Annotated in this window: 15 protein-coding genes; 1 reads left to right on the forward strand and 14 read right to left on the reverse strand. The window is 37.7% G+C overall.

Annotation, left to right across the window (positions count from 1 at the left end):
- Nucleotides 1-3: 3 nt before the first annotated feature.
- A complete protein-coding gene (locus KEM09_RS14615) occupies nucleotides 4-4,098 on the reverse strand; it encodes a hybrid sensor histidine kinase/response regulator transcription factor (protein ID WP_212229412.1) in 4,095 nt (1,364 codons plus the stop codon).
- A 369-nt stretch (nucleotides 4,099-4,467) separates the two neighbouring features.
- Here KEM09_RS14615 and lacZ point away from each other — a divergent pair, with 369 nt between their 5' ends.
- Nucleotides 4,468-7,578 (forward strand): beta-galactosidase, LacZ type, encoded by a 3,111-nt coding sequence (gene lacZ / locus KEM09_RS14620; protein ID WP_212229414.1) that lies wholly within the window; start codon nucleotides 4,468-4,470, stop codon nucleotides 7,576-7,578.
- Nucleotides 7,579-7,997: 419 nt separating this feature from the next.
- On the opposite strand, the gene KEM09_RS14625 is transcribed toward lacZ, so the two are convergent.
- From KEM09_RS14625 to KEM09_RS14685, 13 genes are all read right to left on the reverse strand, one after another.
- Nucleotides 7,998-8,759: a cyclase family protein gene (locus KEM09_RS14625; RefSeq protein WP_212229416.1), complete on the reverse strand. Its 762-nt coding sequence runs from the start codon at nucleotides 8,757-8,759 to the stop codon at nucleotides 7,998-8,000.
- A 401-nt stretch (nucleotides 8,760-9,160) separates the two neighbouring features.
- The gene (locus KEM09_RS14630) at nucleotides 9,161-9,532 is read right to left on the reverse strand and encodes a heavy-metal-associated domain-containing protein (protein WP_212229418.1); all 372 of its coding nucleotides are present in this window, start codon (nucleotides 9,530-9,532) and stop codon (nucleotides 9,161-9,163) included.
- 42 nt (nucleotides 9,533-9,574) lie between these two features.
- Complete coding sequence (locus KEM09_RS14635; protein WP_212229420.1) at nucleotides 9,575-10,009, reverse strand: heavy-metal-associated domain-containing protein; 435 nt, start codon at nucleotides 10,007-10,009, stop codon at nucleotides 9,575-9,577.
- A 2-nt stretch (nucleotides 10,010-10,011) separates the two neighbouring features.
- On the reverse strand, nucleotides 10,012-10,446 hold the full coding sequence (locus KEM09_RS14640) for a heavy-metal-associated domain-containing protein (protein WP_212229422.1): 435 nt from the start codon (nucleotides 10,444-10,446) through the stop codon (nucleotides 10,012-10,014).
- Nucleotides 10,447-10,448: 2 nt separating this feature from the next.
- Entirely contained in the window at nucleotides 10,449-10,913 is a 465-nt protein-coding gene (locus KEM09_RS14645; RefSeq protein ID WP_212229424.1) for a hypothetical protein, read from the reverse strand.
- On the reverse strand, nucleotides 10,910-11,236 hold the full coding sequence (locus KEM09_RS14650) for a hypothetical protein (protein ID WP_212229426.1): 327 nt from the start codon (nucleotides 11,234-11,236) through the stop codon (nucleotides 10,910-10,912). The genes KEM09_RS14645 and KEM09_RS14650 overlap by 4 nt, the downstream gene beginning before the upstream one ends.
- 463 nt (nucleotides 11,237-11,699) lie before the next feature.
- A complete protein-coding gene (locus KEM09_RS14655) occupies nucleotides 11,700-12,218 on the reverse strand; it encodes a hypothetical protein (RefSeq protein WP_212229427.1) in 519 nt (172 codons plus the stop codon).
- A gap of 35 nt (nucleotides 12,219-12,253) precedes the next feature.
- On the reverse strand, nucleotides 12,254-12,778 hold the full coding sequence (locus KEM09_RS14660) for a hypothetical protein (protein ID WP_212229428.1): 525 nt from the start codon (nucleotides 12,776-12,778) through the stop codon (nucleotides 12,254-12,256).
- Nucleotides 12,779-12,789: 11 nt separating this feature from the next.
- Entirely contained in the window at nucleotides 12,790-13,593 is an 804-nt protein-coding gene (locus KEM09_RS14665; RefSeq protein WP_212229429.1) for an AlbA family DNA-binding domain-containing protein, read from the reverse strand.
- A 49-nt stretch (nucleotides 13,594-13,642) separates the two neighbouring features.
- Nucleotides 13,643-15,475: an efflux RND transporter periplasmic adaptor subunit gene (locus KEM09_RS14670; protein WP_212229430.1), complete on the reverse strand. Its 1,833-nt coding sequence runs from the start codon at nucleotides 15,473-15,475 to the stop codon at nucleotides 13,643-13,645.
- 92 nt (nucleotides 15,476-15,567) lie between these two features.
- Entirely contained in the window at nucleotides 15,568-16,800 is a 1,233-nt protein-coding gene (locus KEM09_RS14675; protein ID WP_212229431.1) for a TolC family protein, read from the reverse strand.
- A gap of 3 nt (nucleotides 16,801-16,803) precedes the next feature.
- Nucleotides 16,804-20,607 (reverse strand): efflux RND transporter permease subunit, encoded by a 3,804-nt coding sequence (locus KEM09_RS14680; protein ID WP_212229432.1) that lies wholly within the window; start codon nucleotides 20,605-20,607, stop codon nucleotides 16,804-16,806.
- 99 nt (nucleotides 20,608-20,706) lie between these two features.
- Nucleotides 20,707-21,087, reverse strand: coding sequence for an HYC_CC_PP family protein (locus KEM09_RS14685; RefSeq protein WP_212229434.1), 381 nt, complete (start codon nucleotides 21,085-21,087; stop codon nucleotides 20,707-20,709).
- Nucleotides 21,088-21,181 lie beyond the last annotated feature (94 nt).

Raw genomic sequence — 21,181 nt, forward strand, 5'->3', positions numbered from 1 at the left:
AGATCAATCATTAATTTTAGTTTTTTTATAAACATATTGACTCGGAGATACACCATACATCCTTTTAAAACAGGTACTAAAATACTTAGGATCATTAAAGCCAACTATATTAGACACTTCAGATATGGTATGTGAATTATAATTCAGTAGTTCTTTAGCCTTTTTCATGCGAATGTGCCTGATAAACTCAATGGCAGAAAAACCTGTTAATGCCTTTAACTTCAGATAAAAAACAGTATTACTCATACCAACTTGTTTAGTCAGATCAGGCACTGAGAAATCCGGATCATCTAAATGATCAGACACGATTGACGTTACTTTGTTCAGAAAATCTGTATCCAATGCATTGGTCATCTCACCAGCCATATCGGAACAGCTGTCGGTATCAGCCTTAAACACTTGTCTTAGCTTCTGACGCGATGCAATTAAATTTTTAATTCTGGCCTCCAGGTAGAAAGGCTCAAAAGGTTTTGTTATATATGCATCAGCACCAATATCGATCCCTTGTATCTGTTGCTCAACCGAAGAGCGGGCGCTTAATAAAATCACAGGTATATGGCTGGTCCTGATATCTGTTTTAAGTTGTTTACAAAGCTCGAATCCATCCATGTGAGGCATCATAATATCAGACACAATCAAATCGGGAACACTATCAATTGCCTGCTCTAATCCTTCTGTTCCGTTTGTAGCTGATTTAATTCTATAGTTTTGCCAGAGCTGATTAATTATAAACTCCCTGACCTCATCATTATCTTCAACGACTAAAATGAGTGGTGCATCACTTCTGTTATTCAGCTCCGTTCCTTTATGATCAGGGTAATGATGTGCACTTAAGTCCGCACTCCTCTCCATAACCAACTTATTGCGGAATGCGCCTGCTTCTTTTTTAATGCCTGACTCATCAACGCGACAATCTTGTAACGGCAGGTTGACAACAAAAGTACATCCAACTTCATTATTGTGGACAGTAACTTTTCCATGGTGCATCTCAACAAACGATTTAACAATTGATAAACCAAGGCCTGTCCCGTTTATGTTCGCTTCCTTCCCTTGTTCAACCTGATAGAACCATTCAAAAATACAATTCATCTTATCTTCGGGTATCCCCTTACCCGTATCTCTGACATATATACACAGCTGCTTACCTGCATCTGATTCAATATTCACACTTATTGAGCCTTTAACAGGTGTATACTTGAAGGCATTAGATATCAGATTGTACAGAATTTTTTCCATTTTATCCTGATCGCACGCCATATTAATCTGTACTGATGGTGCATCAAATGAATACGCAATCTGCTTCTCCTGTGCAAGCAAATTGAAACAATCGAATATATCTTTTGTGAAGGGTATGATATCAGTTTGTTCGGTCTTTAGCACCATCTTCTGATTATCTATTTTCCGGATATCCAGAATCTGATTGACCAGCTTCATCATTTTTTCAGTATTCCGGTTGATAAGTGAATAATGTGCCCTGCGCTCTTGTTCTGACATACCTTCATCAGCTGCCATCAACTTTTTTAATGGTCCAACAATCAAGGTTAATGGGGTTCTGAATTCGTGCGACACATTGGTAAAAAAGCCCAGTTTCATCCTCTCGATATGAAGGTCATTCTTTAGTTTTATCCTTGATAAAGTATACCGGTATAAGACAAAAACAATGAGTAGTAGTAATATCGCATAGATTGAATAGGCCAAAGGTGTTTCATAAAAAGGGGGTTTAATAACAATATTCATCCTTTTCTCGGCGTAATCACCAGGATTCAGCTGATTGGCTACCCTAACCTTAAACACATATTTACCAGGGCTCAGATTGGTATATGGAATGAGCATTTTCTTTTCGTTTGTCTTGTTCCAGCCTCTGTCAACTCCCTGCATATGATAAGAAAACTGCAGATTAAGGCTTTCATGGTAAGCAAAAGCCGTATACTCTATCGAAAAGTTGTTTTGTTTGTAAGTCAATTCAAGGTTAAGGGTATCTACATTAATATCGGGGCATGAAAACACCGCTCTATCCTGATCCGGCGCAGCACATTCAGACATATGAAAATTAGTGAATGAAACCGATGGGACGAATAAATTATCGCTTATACTATCCGGATGAAAGGCAAAACATCCGTTATTAATGGTTCCTAAATAAAGCTTGCCCGAAGAATTTTTAAAGGAGGCATCAATGGTGTAGTCCTCATGAAAGATGCGGCTATTCTCAATAAAGCTTACAAACATTTTGGTCGAAGGATCAAAGCGATAGATGCCCCGTTGGGTATACAGCCATATTTTTCCCCGATCGTCACTTAAAACTCCACAAATAGAGTTGTGGGGCAATCCGCTCTCCATGGTGTAACTAGTGAAAAGTTCTGTTTCTATGTCAAACTTATTGAGTCCGCGAGCTGTCCCAAACCATATATCTCCATTGTTATCGTCACAAACCGAAATAATGGTATTATTAGACAACGATGTAGAATCACCTGCAATATACCTGAAATTTTGCATGGTCTTACTCTCCTTTCCTAACCTGAATAACCCATTATCACGATGTGAAAACCAGAGGTTATCCTTACTGTCTATAAAAACGATATCAACGTTTTGGGAGGATGATACGTTGGGTTCAGTATTATCACACTTGTAATATCTAATATTCAGTCTGTTTCTCACACTATCTACCCCTAGTATTCGGGCAATACCCGCAGAATGTGTAGCCAACCATAAATTATTATCCGAATCAAGAGTGATATCCGTTATACGGTCGGCAGGCACATCATTGCCCTGCTCATCCTCATAATGAAAAAACTGCTTCTTGTCATAATCATACCGGTACAATCCACTCCCGTAGGTGCCTATCCACAAGTTTCCGTCACTATCTTTGCAAAAGCAGGTAGTCTCACCAATATACTCTACCCCATTAGGACGTGTCTCATTTGCCCGGGGTACTTTATTGCTAAACCGCTCGTAACGTCCACTTGCTTTATGATACCGGTTAAGCCCCAGCCGAGTGCCAAACCATATGAACCCTTCCTTATCTTCATAAATAGCATTAACCCTGAAATGATCCAGACTATTGGCGTCATTATTATTCACAACATATTGTGTAAAACACCCCTTCCCCAGGGATAACTGATTTATGCCATTCCCCTTGGTGCCAATAAAAATGGCATTGGAACGTTCACAAAACAAATACGATACATTGTTGTCGCAAATACTGTTAGAGTTACCTGATTCAACTGTATAATACTCTATGTCGGGCTTATACTCGTATTTACCCGCTGAAGGTATAAGGGCTATCCCATTATTATTGGTACCAATAATAATGTTTCCTTCCTCATCCTCACATATCGCTGTGATGTATTTGGCTACTTCATAGGAGTTCTGATTAATCTGGAGCTGAAATGAACGACTCCAAGGCATATCCGGTTGCCAGCTTGTCACTCGATTATTGTCAGAACCAAGCCATACCACCCCATTACTATCTTCAAAAATGCAGGTAATACTTTGCTGCTGAACCCACAACCGTTCTATGCGTTCCTCTTCGGGCGTAAAACAAAACACCTGACCATCTCTTTGTGCCAAAAGAACCTTTCCCGATTGACTTTGAGTATAAGAGCTGAACCTAACCAATCCCGAAGAATTCCAGTCATTCATTAAACTATTCAGTGATAGATATGTCGCCTCATAATGATTGTCAGTTAAATTAACTGAAAGACAACCAAGCCCCTTATTAGAATAGACATACAATTTATCACCTGATGATATAAATGAAATCTTGCCAAAGTCATCAAAAGGTAGTTCGACCAGCGAAAAACGATGCGTGACCGGGTTATATAGATATATTCCTGCCTCAGTACTTAAAAGAACCAATGAATGGGCAAAATGAGCAATTGAATAAATATTATTGGCCTTCAACATAAGTTCTGAATCAATTGTATTCCAACGGAGTTCAGAGCTATACCCATCATACAGGAACAACCCTTCATTGGTTCCGAAATACATCAAGCCAATACTATCCTGATATATACAATTAACCGTACTTTGCTTTAAAGCAATATTTTCAGTCAGATGCCTAAATGAGTACGTGCGAAAGCCAGCATAGCTATTCTGCATATGGCTTCCAAATAAGATAATAATAAATAAAATGAACCGTTGCACCAGCTTTATTTTATTAGCAACAAACATTATCAGAACCAACACTTTTTAACCTTTTGAAACAAAGATAACATTCCATTGAATTATTCCTGATTTATGAGCAACTTTAATCAACAAGGAACATAGCGGCATGTTATAAATAAAATTGTAACACCTTATTTTTCAGCAACAAAAAGATTCATCAACCAAAACAGAAGAAATTTAAACCCTAAGACGCTGCGCTAAGAATATATTTGCTTACAAACAATTAAATACAATCCACCCATGACATTAATAATCAAAAAACACTGTAAATACTTTTCTTTAATGTTTTAAATAAAAAATCAAATGAAACACATTTGCTATTTATTGCTGATAATCTTTAGCAGTATATCATGCTATGCTCAGGAAGACTGGGAAAATGAAAGAATTTTTGCAATCAACCGGGAGATCCCTTATTCGACATTTTACACTTACGATTGCGAAGCTGCAGCTATCAATAATGTACCCTTAGAATCACCATTTTACCAATCATTGAACGGCATCTGGAAGTTCAACTGGGTTACTAAACCAGCTGATCGTCCACAGAATTTTTTCCAAACAGATTATGATGTGTCAAACTGGGATAACATTAAAGTACCTGCCAACTGGGAACTAAATGGCTATGGTGTGCCGATCTACATCAATACGCGGTATGAGTTTGCACCTAAAAATCCAGAACCGCCCACTGTACCAACCGACTGGAACCCTGTAGGCTCATACAAGCGGGAATTTCTATTGCCTGATAATTGGTCTGGGCGACAAGTTTTTATTCACTTTGGAGCTGTTAAGTCGGCCATGTACCTTTGGATCAATGGTCAAAAGGTTGGCTATTCGCAAGGCTCCAAAACACCGGCCGAATTTGACATCACACCCTATATCAAAAAGGGTAATAACACGGTTGCTGTAGAAGTGTATCGTTTTAGTGACGGTTCTTACCTTGAATGTCAGGATTTTTGGAGATTAAGTGGAATTGAACGTGATGTCTACCTTTATTCAACTCCACAAGTCAGAATACGCGACTTTTTCTTTAAGTGCAATTTAGATGACCAGTTCAAAAATGCAATGCCTGCAGTTGAAGTTGAACTAAAGGCACATAAGAAAACAACCGGCACTTATACACTTGAAGCTAATCTCTATGACGGAAAACAAAGAGTATGGACCTCCACAAAAAACCTTAAGGTTTCGGAATCAACAACTACATCGCTGACAGGCCTGATTAAAGAACCTAAAAAGTGGAGTGCTGAAACACCAAATTTGTACACCCTATTGCTTACGCTTAAGGATAAGGATGGTAAGATAATTCAAACCACCTCCAATAAGGTAGGATTTCGCAAAGTGGAAATCAAAAACGGGCAGCTCCTGGTTAATGGAAAGGCCGTGTTATTCAAAGGCGTTAACCGGCATGAACACGATGAATTTGAAGGTCACGTGGTTGGTGTTGAATCGATGCTGCTTGACATAAAACTGATGAAAGAAAATAACATCAATGCGGTGCGTACCTGCCACTATCCTAACGACCCTAAATGGTATGAACTATGCGATGAATACGGTCTTTACATCATTGATGAAGCTAATATTGAATCTCATGGGATGGGCTACGGAGCTAAAACCATTGCCAAAGTTCCATCTTGGTTAGATGCCCATATGGATCGTACAATCCGAATGGTTGAACGAGATAAAAACCACGCCAGTGTTATTATCTGGTCGCTTGGTAATGAAGCAGGCGATGGCCCTAACTTTGAGGCAACCTCTAAATGGATTCATGAGCGGGATAGCTCTCGCCCTGTACACTACGAACGAGCCGGTCTTAAGCCTCACACCGACATATTTTGCCCGATGTACATGGGTATTGATGCCATGGTTAAATATGCATCCAAACCACAGGAACGTCCATTGATACAATGCGAATATGCCCATGCAATGGGAAATAGCGTTGGTAACTTCCAGGATTACTGGGATGCGATAGAGAAATATGACCACCTTCAGGGAGGCTTTATCTGGGATTGGGTTGACCAGGGTATTGCTGCTTATGATAATGATGGAAAAAAATACTGGGCTTTTGGTGGAGATTTGGGTGCTGAAAAACATGCACACGATCAGAATTTTTGCATGAATGGTGTTGTGAATACCGACCGAACGCCTCATCCATCATTGTATGAAGTTAAAAAGGTGTATCAATATATAAAGATTCGACCAGCCGACGAAGCATGCAGCAAAGTAGATGTTACCAACTACCATGACTTTATATCTCTGAATAACTATAAAATTAATTGGATGGTTAAGGCTAACGGAGAGAAAGTAATGGAAGGCGAATTCTTTCCAAGGGATATACAGCCTGGCGAAACAAAATCATACGACCTTGGCTTGCAGGCGATTGATAAATTACCCGGGAAAGAATATTTCGTACATTTTTCGGTAGTCACAATGAACGATCAGCCTTTGATACCGGCTGGCTTTGAGCTGGCTACAGAACAGCTGGCACTGCCTGTAGCCACCCCAATTGCTACAACATCCACTCCTTCATATCCCAAAGTTAGCCTCAAACTGACTGCCGAGAAGGCCTCTATTATGTCAGAGCAGCTGCAGGCAGAATTTGACCTGAAGAAAGGTGAGTTGACTAAATATCAGTTTGAAGGGATTGATTACCTTATTGACGGGCCTCAACCTAATTTCTGGAAAGCACCCAATGATAATGATCTTGGCTATAACATGCCTAAGAAATATGAAGCCTGGCGCGAGGCTGGATCCAACAAGATCGTTAAAAAGGCAACCACACATAAAGGAGAGAATAGTATTGTTGTCACATTAGCATTTGAATTACCTGATGTTAATAGCCAATTAACCACGGTTTACACTGTTTATGGCAATGGCGAAATCGTAGTAGATTACTCTTTTGAAAAAGGCAAAAAGGATCTTTCTTTAATTCCGCGTGTTGGAATGATGATGGTGCTGCCTGAAAACTTCGAATATCTCGAATGGTATGGACGTGGCCCTTGGGAAAATTACCCCGATCGAAAAACAGCTGCATTTATTGACCATTATAAAAGTACAGTAACCAATCAGTACTTCCATTACGCCAGCCCTCAGGAAACAGGTTACAAAACTGACACCAGATGGGTTACGTTAACTGATAAACAAGGTCGTGGCTTATTGATAAAAAGCGATATGCATTTTGGTTTCTCTGCCCTGCACTTTACACCAGAGGATCTGAGTCAGAACCAGAGAGGTTCAAAGCATATGTCAGATATGCAACCTCGTAAGGAGACCATCCTGAATATTGACCACAAAATAATGGGTGTTGGGGGTGACAACTCGTGGGGTGCTACACCTCATGAACAATACCAGATTAAGGCAGACAATTACAAATACTCTTATGTATTAAAACCGTTCAGCTCATCTCAGCCTATTAATCAGTAATCTGATAATTAAACAGTCTTATAATATGTAAAAGGCAGGACTTGACTTTACAGACAGTGTGATTAGGTTAGAACTCCATCTTACATTTATTTTTCTTTCATTTTTTCTATCAATATCGCTCTCCACAAAGGATTAGAGTGTATTGATAGGAAAAATCATCTGACAACTTCAACATCTGTCAGATAAGTCACGCTTATCAGGTCAAGTAGTGGCAAGTACATATAATATGAAGAACGGCAGCCTTTTGAGCTGCCGTTCTGTTTTGCATGTGGGGTTGTATTTGCCACTATATTACTTGATAAAAATGACTAGTTCTGCCTTATGCCAATATGTTATATCAGGTGACTTTATCCACTGTAATCCATTGCATTGATAATATTCAATATTAGCATCATGTCAAAGACTCTTGCAATAACCAATTATTCAAATATGGCAACTACTCTTGCAGGGGCTGCCGATGCTCCCACAATTTTTAAAGGGAAAACGGCGATTTTAAACCCACAGTATGGTAAGTTACCAAGATTAACCAATTGTTCCATGTGGCAATAAGCCTTATTCCTGCCAACTAGATGTCCCTCCCAAAACAGCTCTGAATCCTTCGTCTCTCTGGCTTTCTTAAGCATATACGGCAAAGGTAAATCCCATCCCCAAGCATCAATCCCCATCACCTTTATACCTTTGTCTATCAACCATTCTGTAGCCTCTGCACTCATTCCTGTTCCTATCTTGTGAAAATTCTTTGTACCATTATACTTATCTCGCCCTGTTTTAATAAGAACAATCATCCCAGGTCTTATATTCAGATGCTCTTGGGCTAAAAAACTCTCAATATCAGAAACAGTAATAGGATCAAAATCCTCTTTATAACTCATATCGATCATTAAACCTTCGCCATAGCACCATTCCAGAGGAATTTCATCAACTGTCATTGATTTTTTTCCATTTGCACTTGGAGCATAGTGCCATGGGGCATCAATATGTGTAGTGGAATGAACCCCCATTTTTTTTATTGTATCATCAGCCCAGCCAATAAAGTCTTTTGGAAATAGTTTAAATGGCAAGCCTAAAAACCTTATTAACCATTTCGACTTCCGATGTGGCTTATGCTTGATTATCACCCTCATAAACCAAGGGTCTTCTTTATTGTATCTAATTGGCTTGGATAAATCTACGATTCTCATTTATTTACATTTTTACTAGTATCCTTGGATATTTAATGATTTAGAAGTGTCACATTATAACTATTGATAAGCCAAGAAATAATCCACCCTAGCAGACTTATCTGTGCATCCCAAAATTAAACTTTATCCGTAACCTATTCAAACAGTTAAATTAGAAACACTGAATATGAACAGCAGTAAAAATGCCCAAGAACTATTCTTTAGATATCCTTGGGCAATTGTTTATAAATTACACCTGAATTCAATACGATGTAATGACATTAAATTAGGCTATTTGAATTATGCTCACCTTACTATAAAATTTAGAAGCCTAACCATTCATTTTTTCATTCAGAATGAAAATCTATCAACATCTACGAATTCATATCACTATAAAAAACTACGTAAAGTATAGCTATTTCTTAATGCGAGTGTCCACTATGTTCATTTTTTTTAAGGGGAGCTCTGTCATACTTGCAACACCCTGGTAACTTTTTATAATCTTCATCTTTAGCTCTAATCATGTCTGTATCATGGCCTGCTCCAGCAATAGCCTTATGAACTAATTTAATATCGATTAAATGTGGATCATAAACAACTTTTATCTGTTTTGTCTTTTTATCCCAATCAGCAGCAACAACCCCTTTAATTGATTGAGCTGCACTCTCAATACGCTTTTCACACATACCGCATTTGCCGTATACTTTAAACTCCTTAGTCTCATTATGAGCTAATACTTTGACAGCACTTAACATTGATATCAATGCTACTAATACAATTACTTTTCCTTTCATAATTACTACTTTTTAAAAATTAATATATAAACATCTTTCATTTTACTTACCACAACACCCACTGGCATTAGCTTTTTTGGGCATTGTACAACCTGATTCACCTTCACCTTTGTTATGTTTCATATGCATTCCCTCCTTCTGAGAAGAAATTGCTGCACGTTCATACTTGCAACATCCAGGGAGTTTTGAGTAGGTATCGTCTTTAGCCATTTGCATACCAGTATCATGTCCTGCATTGGCAATTGCCAAATGGATATTAGTGATTTCTACTTGCTGATCATCATAGACTACTCTCATCATCTTGTTCTTTTGATCCCAATCCGCAGCACTAACTCCTTTCAATTCTTTTGCTGCACCTTCAATGCGCTTTTCACACATACCGCAATTGCCATAAACTTTAAATGTTTCACTTTTTTCTCCAGCCATTGTCAGCACAGTACTAAACACCATGGCTAATACTAAAATTTTTGTCTTCATAACTAATTGTTTATTTGTTGATTTAAAAAATTATCATACGCCTCTTTCGAATTAAAATACATCACAATACGTTTTTCGTCTGGATAGGTCTGCATTCTGTGTTCTGATTGCTTGGCCCTTACATACTGACAACATTCTTGAAGTCTAGCATAGGCATTATCACTAGCCTGGTACATATCGGTATCATGCCCTGCTTTGGCAATAGCCTTATGAATTTTGTAAATATTGGTCAGCTCATTATCAAAAGACAATGTCACCACTCTATTTTTTGGATTCCAATCAGCATTGTTTACGCCTTTCACTGCTTTTATGGCATTTTCAATGCGCTCTTTACACATTCCACAATTACCATAAACATTAGATGTATAAATCATCTCTGCGGCCATTAATAAACCAGCGCTAAACAACATGCTAAATGCTAAAATGCTTGTTTTCATATCTAACTTTTATCTATTTTTAGAAATTCATTGTAGGTTTCATTTGATTCGAAATACAAAACAGTTCGTTTATTAAACGGACTAATGTGAATGATTGCATCACATTTTTTTATCGTCTTTCCATTATAGGGATCTTTAGCATACTGAACATTACCAATGTTATAATGCAATCGATTAAGGCATCTATCGCAACACCCCCAATAAACGCCATTTTGTACCATTATTGAATTCAATGCAATCGGCTTCACCTGGTTACTAACCATACAAACTACACTGTCTGGCACTTGTAGTCCCTCATAAGCTGCACTAGCATTCTGATATTTAATTGAACGATTAATAAATAAAAAATAAGCGATAGCGATAATTAATAGGCATATCCCCCAGAAAACAAATAGAATGCGCTTCTCCTTCCTTGACCATAGCACTTGGACTTCCTTCCCGCTTTTTGCCATTAAACTTCTTTTCATATGCACACCTTAAAAATACAATTAAAGAAATACACAATAGTACCTGATGAGACAAGTAGCACACTAACTACAACCTCTTTAGGAGACATTCTACTATTCCTGAATATGTACAGCAATGAAAGTCCCAGAAATAAAACAGATATTAGTACATCAGCTTTTCCATTCATCAATTCCAACTCATTTTCTGACCATTGAACACAGTAATAGTTGCTTATAAATGAAGCCAGTAAAAGTAATGTACCCAGATAAAGATTCCATTTAAACACTTCCTTTAGCTTACCACCAATTGTTCTTATACTGAAAGCCAGAATGGCAAATAACATAGAGCTTGCAAGAATAATTGCAGCTGAGACTTTTATTAAAGAATGTATTGATAACATAATATTTAATTTTGTGACTTATGTAGTCTACCTCAAATTCTGATACCCTATTTAAAGATAAAAGGGTATTGTTGTAGAAAAATTGACAGAATGTATTTGACTTAATATTATATCACTATAATATTTCTCTGTCTATTCCCTCAATCACAATACTGAGAGTTATATAAGACCTACATTATCTTGAGCTCATATAGTCTTTAGGCTTATAAGAGTTTCAAAGCTTCTAAAGTCAATTATCTATGAAAACTGACATCTAGTTTCTCACACTGACTTATCTTGATTATTTATCTCCCCCAAACGACAAGCACCTCTTATACAGCATTGATGGTTTCATTAAAACCAGTTCCTACCATTGCATAACCAATCGTACATCATCTATATAACCGAATAAAAAGGTCAACTTAAATTAGTCCTTTTGTCCTTTAAACTTTATTTTCCCATCCGGCATAAGGAAAGTGTACTCAAATGACTGAGAATCTAGATGGAATCCCCCATAATGCTCATCACTATCCTGGTGTTCATCATCCATATGATACATCCACTCAGTTTCATCATCGTGCATATCCCCCATCATACCGCCGCTCATGTGTCCTTCTCCTTTCATATGGCCATACATATTAGTGAAATCATCGCCTGTCAGACAAACCATAATACTATCATTGTTATGATAGTAATCAAGCACAATGGTCGTATCAAAATCAGTACTGTAACAATGAACCTGGATTTGTCCATCACCCATAAGCTTAACATCAGTAGTAGCATCATCACTACCTTGCCCCTCATCCAAAGCAGATTTTAAGTTAGAGTTAGTTAAGCTACCAATGTAAGTGCCGGTAATATCATCAATTTCCAATTCATCATTTTTATCACATGCATAAAACGAGAATGCGATAACCGCTATTAATAATAATCTAGAATATTTCATCTTTTCCTGTTTTTTTAAAATTTCCTACCTGCTTATTAGAAAGAGTATACGAGTGTTTCATCCCCATGTCCGATTCGCTCAGAAGAATGTCTATATACCAATAACTTCTTCTTACCTCCTGTATCTATAAGCTTGATATCATTGCTGTTAGGCACTTTTAACAATACAGCACCTTGCTCATTGATGACGTTAATAGTAGAGTCAATCTTTCTAAATTCATCCTCAGGCGTGTCAATATCATCATGTGATGCCAAAACTGTGCATGAATAAATGATTTCCAATAAATCATCTTTATTTAGAGTGTGTAAGGAGATATGCTTAATCTCATCCAGAAAATGGTGACGAGGTAATGAAAGGTTTATTGATTTCCATAACGTTTTATCTACATTGTGAAGATTAACTGTTTGTTCCCTTTTATTATAAATTACATACTTCACACTGCCATCTTCCAATGTCACTGTTTTGTAATCAGAGTCAATCGTTCCTTCATATTTCAATTGTCCATATGATTCAATCATTAATACTTGAATCAGTCCAAAAACCATTATTGTTAGTTTCATAACTCAATACTTTAAGGTCTTGTGTTTAAATACTCCACCGTCTCGCTTGTAGAGAGAGTTGATGTCAAATTCCCTGTTCTTAAAAAGAATACGGTTGTATTATTCTCTAAAAGATAAACAGGCTGTTTAGAGGGTTCTATTAGAACAGTGCAAATCTCTTTATCTCCAATCGAATGAAAAGCTACATGAATGTTAGTGCAAATATTTTTACCAAATGCATTAGCAATTAAAGTCATCAGCTTTTTGTGATATCCATCCTTGTCTTTCTTCTTCAAGGTCCAATAATCATTGGCCAAACCTAAAACCTGACCATCTTTACTTACTCCTAATATTATAGTTCCTCCTTTCGCATTAAGAGAGCCAGCAATCGATTTCAACACTTCAAATTCAATGTTTTTGTTCGTTTTAACTTGCCGATAGTCATAACGTAACGATGGAATAAACTCAACAAATTCATTTTCACCTTTTGATATCATTGTCGGAATGCTTTGTTTTAGTAGCATTCGTTTGCTATATATCTTTACTTCTCTTTTTCTAATAGAACTGTAATACTCTCCAGATACATATCCACCAATTAATCCAAGCACTGCAAAAGCAATTGCCATAGGCATCATATGGCCTCGGAATGAATGTGCAAAACTTGTTTTTATGACAGTCCCAAGTTCAGTCCAATTAAATGGCTCCTGATTCATCTCATACCAATAAATTGTCATACTAATTGGATGAAGAACAAAATATCCGATAAGTACTCCTATAGCAGCATGGATTAACAATGTGGAATGCCTGTTACTCTTCAATAAATTAGCAATCTGCATAACCTTATGTCTTTAACCATCCGGACTAATGCCCGGATGAGATGATTAATTACTTATTACGTACATACCGGCAACATCCTGGCAATGCACTATAAACAGCATCTTCTGCTTTGTACTTTTCTGTATTATGACCAACCTTTGCTATAGCCTCCTGTATTTTTTCTGTAGTGGCTTTTTTCGATTGATAATTGACATGCAACTCTTGTTTATCAGCATTCCAATTAGCACTGGTTACCCCAGTAACCGATAAAGCCGCCGTTTCGATGCGTTCTTTGCACATATCACAGACTCCAGCCACTTGTATCATGGCGTGATCAGTATTATTGGATGATTCATTTATACTTTTATCCAATCTTTCGTACAAACAACACCCTGGCAATTTTTTGTATACGTCATCATCTGCGCTAATCATTTCTGTATCATGGCCAGCTTTGGCAATAGCTTGATGTACATTGTGAAGGCTAGTTTTTTCAGGATCAAACTGAATATTAATCTTTTTTGTATTCACGTCCCAACTAGCAGAACTTACTCCATACACAGACTTAGCCGCTTTCTCTATTCTAGACTGACACATTTCACAATTCCCGGCAACGATGAATTCTTCACCCTTTAAACTCTCTGTGTTTATAACATTCATCATACTTGGCAATCCAACCAACTGAGCTGCAGCATCAATCTTAAATACGCCATTCGTTGCAATCTCCTCGCCGGGTTTTAGCCCCTCTTTTACCACATAATAAGCACCGGCTTCAGGTCCCAGTACAATTTCACGGTATAAGAATGTCGGAGATTCACGTTCTAGAACTTTGGTGTATACCACCGCTCTTTTGCCAGTCCATAAAACAGCCGTTTTAGGTATCATTACAACCTCCTGAGCATCACCAACCACAGACTCAAGAACTCCATTAGTAAACATTTCAGGTTTTAACCGCAAATTTTTATTTTCAACATTAGCCCGCACCTTCGCTACTCTCGTTTTACCATTAATAACAGGGTCAACATAACTGACTTTGGTTTCAAAATGTTCACCTGGTAAAGCTTGTAAAGTAAAACTTACCTTATCACCAAGTTTTATCCATGGTAAATCAGTTTCATAAGCATCAAACATTGCCCATAAATTGGTTAAATCAGCCACTTTAAATAAGATAGTACCCTCTTTTACATAGTCTCCTAAAGCAATCTGTCGCATAGTAACAGTTCCTGTGATGGGAGACAATACCTCAAAATATACTTCAGGCTCACGCGAAGCTTCAATTTTATTAATCTGATTCTCGGATAAATCCCAAGCTTCCAGTTTAGCTCTCGCCGCCTTATATAAAGATGGATTGTCCTTTTTAAATTCGAAGGCCTCAATTAACTCTCTTTGCGCACTAACTAACTCCGGAGAGTATATGGTGGCTAATTTCTGTCCTTTTCGTACTTCTTGTCCTGTAAAATTGACAAACAGTTCCTCAATACGTCCACCAAAGCGGGCTGTTAATTGCGCAATCCGCCTTTCATCAATGTGTAGTTTCCCCTGAAGAAAAATAGATTTTTCCGGTTCACCAACAGTTACAATGGAAGTTTGAATTTCTGCTAATTTAGCTGCCGATTCGCTCATCACAATTTCGTTAGGATCAGCATTCTCACCACCTCCTCCCATCGATGATAATGGGATTAAATCCATAGCGCAAATAGGGCATAATCCAGGTTTATCCTGCTTAATCTGTGGATGCATAGAACATGTCCATACTGTTGCCTCTTCTACATCACTTATCTTTGCATCACCAGCTTTATTACCATCACCTGATGGTGCGATTATCCATCCAATTACTATACCTATTATTAATACACTTAGAATTAGCTTGTAATTGCTTTTTATATTTTGAATTATTGTTTTCATCATTATTGTTTTATAGTCAATACATCAAACACCTTTTATTACATTAACCTTAAGGTCTTAAGTCTTGCCATCTGATCTTAAAATTATCGCTTTTACTTTCCCATTAAATAATGGATAAACGCAATCGCAGCTTGCTTGTCGGCTCTAGCTTTTTCTAATTCAAGATTATATTTCAGCAAGCGTCTTTCCATACGCAATATTTCCTCAAAATTTTTGTTGGCGTAAGCATATTCTGTTTCTAATAATTTCAGCGATATACGTGCAATCCTCAATTGCCTTTCAAACAAGTCAATTCGGCGATGAGCATCCCGATAGTCTTTCCAGGAATTTTCAAAAATTGTTTCGAGAACATTAACCTTATCAACACGTTCATAATCCTTCGCTGCTTCAAGGTAAATAACTTCCTGCACCATGCTCTTATATTTGTTTCTATACAGAGGAATAGTTAATCCTACCATAGGAAATGCCACTGCATCCTTGCCTGATAGGTTATTCTCACCTTTCCCAATAGAAACATAGTCAATTCCAAGACTGAAAGATGGTGCACCTTGTTTTCTAGCTACCTGCTTTTTAAATGCCAATGCACTTTTTTGTAAATCAATGCTTAAAAGCTGGTGATTCTTCATTTGAATAGAATCCAGTATAGCTTCCTTCGTATACAGAATGTCTGTTGTCCACAATTCTGAAGGAAAAGTAATGGTCTTTTTATCTTTTGAATTCAGTAGATTATTGAAGGTAACCTCCAACACATCTTGTTTATCCCTCAATAATGCCAGTTGGTTTTCCAAATCATGAATCTCCATTTCAATCCTGTATTGGTCGACTGCCGATACCAATCCTGCCTCAACCTTAACTATGGCTAATTTTTTAAAAGTATTCAGTATATCAATGTTTTCCAACGTAATATTAGTTGCCTTACTGTTGAAATACAGGTTATACCAATTGGCTTTAACCTCATTAAATAATTTAGATTTAGTTTCTTCAAAAACCTCATATAAAGCTTTAGCTTCTTCTATGGCAGCACTTTCCTTAGCTTTTAATGTGCCAAACCAAGGAAACATTTGTGTCGCTGACAACTTAAATTCTTGCGGCCCATTTCTGGTTTCAACAGGTTGAATAAAATAAGCGAAAGCTAATTGCGGGTCGGGTAGTGTACCCACTTGTGGCCCTTTTTCAAGAGCCGCAAGGTATTTATTGAAAGACGCTTTTAAAGCAGGATTATTCTCCGCGGCCTCCACCAGATAGTGGTTGAGCTCATCTTGTGCCTGTGTCATACCTGACAAACCTAATAGCACAAATAGTATATAAATCTTAATGCTCCTCATGTCTTACGCTTTTTCAGGGTTAATCTTTTTTACTTTTGCTTCCTGCCACATACTGTACAATACAGGCACCACAAACATCGTCAGTACTTCAATGGTCATACCTCCAAATAGTGGAATGGCCATAGGCACCATTATATCAGATCCCTTACCTGTAGAAGTTAATACTGGTAATAGCGCAATAACAGTTGTTGCAGTTGTCATCACTGCCGGACGTACCCGCTTGGTGCCTGCTTCCAAAACCAAGGCCCTCACCTGTTTTACGGTTTTAGGCATTCGCTCATCCTGAAGTTGTTTGATGTAAGTACTGATTAATACACCATCATCAGTAGCTACACCAAACAGGGCAATAAACCCAACCCAAACCGCAACACTCAGGTTGATGGTGCTCACCTGAAATAAGTTGCGTAAATGTATTCCGGCTATTGAACCATCCATAAACCATGGTTGACCATATAACCAGAGCATAATGAAACCTCCCGATAATGCCACAATAATACCTGAAAATATCAGGCTTGTTGAAACAACCGACCTGAATTGAAAATACAGTATCAGAAAGATGATTATCAGTGAAATTGGTATCACAATCATTAAGCGTTTTGTGGCACGCAATTGATTTTCATAATTACCTGTGAATTTGTAGCTTACTCCGGCAGGCAGATTAAACTCCCCTTTTTCCATTTTTTCTTTCAGGTAAGCCTGTGCATTCTCCACCACATCTACTTCAGCATAACCTTCTTTCTTATCGAAAATCACATATCCAACCAGGAAGGTATCCTCACTTTTTATAATCTGTGGCCCTCTTACGTAATGCAGTGTAACCAATTCACCTAATGGCACCTGAGCCCCTGATGGAGTAGGGATTAATATGCGTTGTAAGTCTTCCGGATTATCTCTGAACTCACGGGCGTATCTTAAACGAACAGGAAATCGCTCACGACCTTCAACCGTTGTTGTGAGTGGCATACCACCAACAGCACTACCAATAACATCTTGTAAATTCTTAACTGTTAGTCCATATCTTGAAATGGCATCCCTTTCAATCTCCATTTCAAGATAGGGCTTACCAACTACCCGATCAGCAAAAACAGACATGCCCTGCACCCCTTCAACATTTCTTAACTGCTTTTCAAGCTCGAAACCAACCACCTCAATACTTTCTAGATCCGGACCATAAACCTTGATGCCCATAGGAGCACGCATACCTGTCTGTAACATTACCAAACGTGTAGCAATGGGTTGAAGTTTAGGGGCCGATGTTAGCCCAGGAATAGTACTTCTACTGATTATTTCATTCCAGATATCATCAGGCGTTTTGATTTCATCACGCCACTGCCTGTAATACTCACCATTCTTATCTATGATTAAATCATCAGCAACAATTAAGCGGTATTCTTCCGTTTTAGGATTATACGTAGTTTCATCCTTCAGAATAAATTCACCCTTTTTATTGGTTTTAAATCGTAACCTATGTCCTTTTTCATTCAGAATATATTCCGGTTTATAGTTTATAACATTCTCATACATTGAAGTAGGCGCAGGATCTAAGGCCGAATTAACACGTCCCCATTTACCAACAACAGACTCCACTTCGGGTATAGATGTAAGCTGTTTGTCCAGAATTTGAATCACTTCTAAATTTTCTTCAATACCAGAGTGTGGCATAGTGGTTGGCATCAATAAAAATGTACCTTCATCCAACGAGGGCATAAACTCTTTACCAATTCCAGGTAGTTTATTGTCTAAGTATACATATGTATCTGTGTTTTTTATAAACTGTGGTAAAAAACCAAATAACGAATTAAACCCTTGCCAACTTGTGACACCAAACAAAACAATAAAGATAGGCACTGATAAAAAAGTCAATTTATTGTTTAAACACCAGTGCAGGATGCGGTGATAAAAGACCACTACCAATGACATACTACCTAAAACAGCGGTGACAACAACTATGACAAACAAGAAGTTAGCAAACATACTGTTTTGTGCCCCTAGCGGCATCCACGCCTTTGTCAGAAAGAAAACAACAACGACAATCGTAATGGCAATATTAATCAGGTTTATCCATTTCTTCTGATGCTCTCTCCAGCGGTAGGCTAATAAACCATTAATACCATATGCAGAAATAGCCAAGGCTATATAATTACCTGAAACAATTGATAAGACTACACCCATGGCAACCATAATAAAGTTACCCATACGTTGATAGCGTTGCTTATCAATTTTTATTGAAAATACCAGATGTGCCAAAGTTGGTATAATTATCAAACCAATCAATAATGCCGAAATCATTGTGAAGGTTTTTGTGAAAGCCAGTGGCTTAAACAATTTACCTTCGGCAGCCTCCATGGCGAACACTGGCAAGAAACTAATAATAGTAGTTGACAAGGCCGTAATAACAGCACCCGCCACCTCTGTAGTTGCCTGATAAACTACGTTTAACAATTGCTTTCCTTTTGCCCCTTTGTTTTCAGGCAATTCTATGTGTCTTATAATATTTTCAACAAAAACGACCCCTACATCCACCATCACACCAATAGCGATAGCGATACCTGAAAGAGCTACAATATTAGCATCCACTCCGAACTGACGCATAGTAATAAATGTGATTAACACACCTATGGGCAACAAACTGGAAATAAGAAATGAGGCTCTTAAATTAAATACCAATACAATAACTACCAGAATACTAATTAGTAATTCCAGTGTAATAGCCTCCTCTAATGTACCCAAGGTCTCTTTGATCAATCCTGTGCGGTCATAAAAAGGTACAATAGTCACCTTTGATACAGTACCATCAGCGAGTGTTTTGGATGGTAACCCAGGTTCAATCTCGGCTATTTTAGCCTTCATATTTTCAATGGTTTTAAGCGGGTTGGCACCATAGCGAGCCACAACAACACCTCCTACTGCTTCAGTACCACCTTTATCTAACCCTCCTCGCCTTGTAGCCGGACCAAAATTAATCTTAGCTACATCTTTCAAACGAATTGGTACATTATCACGAACTGTTACAACACTCTTTTCGAGATCTTCCAGATTTTTTATGTAACCAAGAGCCCTTACTAAATATTCGGCGCGGTTAAACTCAATGGTTCTTGCTCCAATATCAAGGTTGCTATTCTTTACTGCCGACATGATTTGGGCAATGGTCACATTGTGAGCCTTCATAGCATTGGGATCAATATCAACCTGATATTCTTTAACAAAACCGCCAATGGAAGCTACCTCTGCAACACCTTCTGCTGAAGTTAATGAATACCGCACATAAAAATCCTGTAAAGTCCGAAGCTCATGAGGATCCCATCCTCCTGCCGGATTTCCTTTTTCATCACGCCCTTCAAGTGTGTACCAATAGATTTGTCCTAAAGCAGTAGCATCAGGTCCTAAAGCCGGGGCTACGTCAGATGGTAATGTGCCAGCTGGTAATGAATTGAGCTTTTCAAGAATACGTGTTCTGCTCCAGTAAAATTCAACATCATCTTCAAAGATGATATAAATACTAGATAGTCCGAAAATGGAGTTACTACGAATAGTTTTTACCCCAGGAATTCCTAATAGTGACGTAGTTAGAGGATATGAAATTTGATCCTCAATATCCTGAGGTGAACGACCTGGCCATTCTGTATATACAATTTGTTGATTCTCACCAATATCAGGTATGGCATCAACAGGCACCGGATCTGTTGGCAAAATACCAGTGTCCCAACCAAATGGGGATGTTATTATCCCCCAGCTTATGAAAACAAGCAATACTAAAAATGTAACCAGCTTATTCTCAAGAAAAAAGCGAATGATAGAATTAAGCATATCAATTCATTTATGATTATAATTCGTAAATAGTTATTGATTTCACACAACTAACAGCAGATTATGTCAGTCGGGTCAATTAATAATTAGATCGAAAAATCACAAACGATACACTTGTATATCAGAAAGAAAATCAAGTACCTCTTGAGGAGGTGGTGGATTAAAACTCACCAATTTAATATCAAGTCTTTCAACTTCATTGATGACGATACTATGAATAAAAGGGAACAGTAGTTCTAATGTTACCTCCTGAAGTTCGATATCATTGGCTGCGATTACAAAATTTTCATCGAGCTCAAAGTGACTAAATTCATTATCACAACACTCTGAAGTTTCGTTATCATCACAACAGGTCTTTGTTCCGCCAAAAATATTGACATCTACTAAACTCCCTTGACAAAAATGCTTGGATACAGTCAATCCCGTTGTTGCAACTAACAACAACAGAACCATTACAATATGACTGACCTTTTTTAGCATTTTAATTAATTCTGTGACAAAGTAAACGAAAAAAAACTGAAATTATTTATATAATATTGGTCTAAATTTATATTTTTTTGTTCTTATGATACTA

The sequence above is a fragment of the Carboxylicivirga mesophila genome (assembly GCF_018271975.1).
Taxonomy (GTDB): Bacteria; Bacteroidota; Bacteroidia; order Bacteroidales; family Marinilabiliaceae; genus Carboxylicivirga; species Carboxylicivirga mesophila.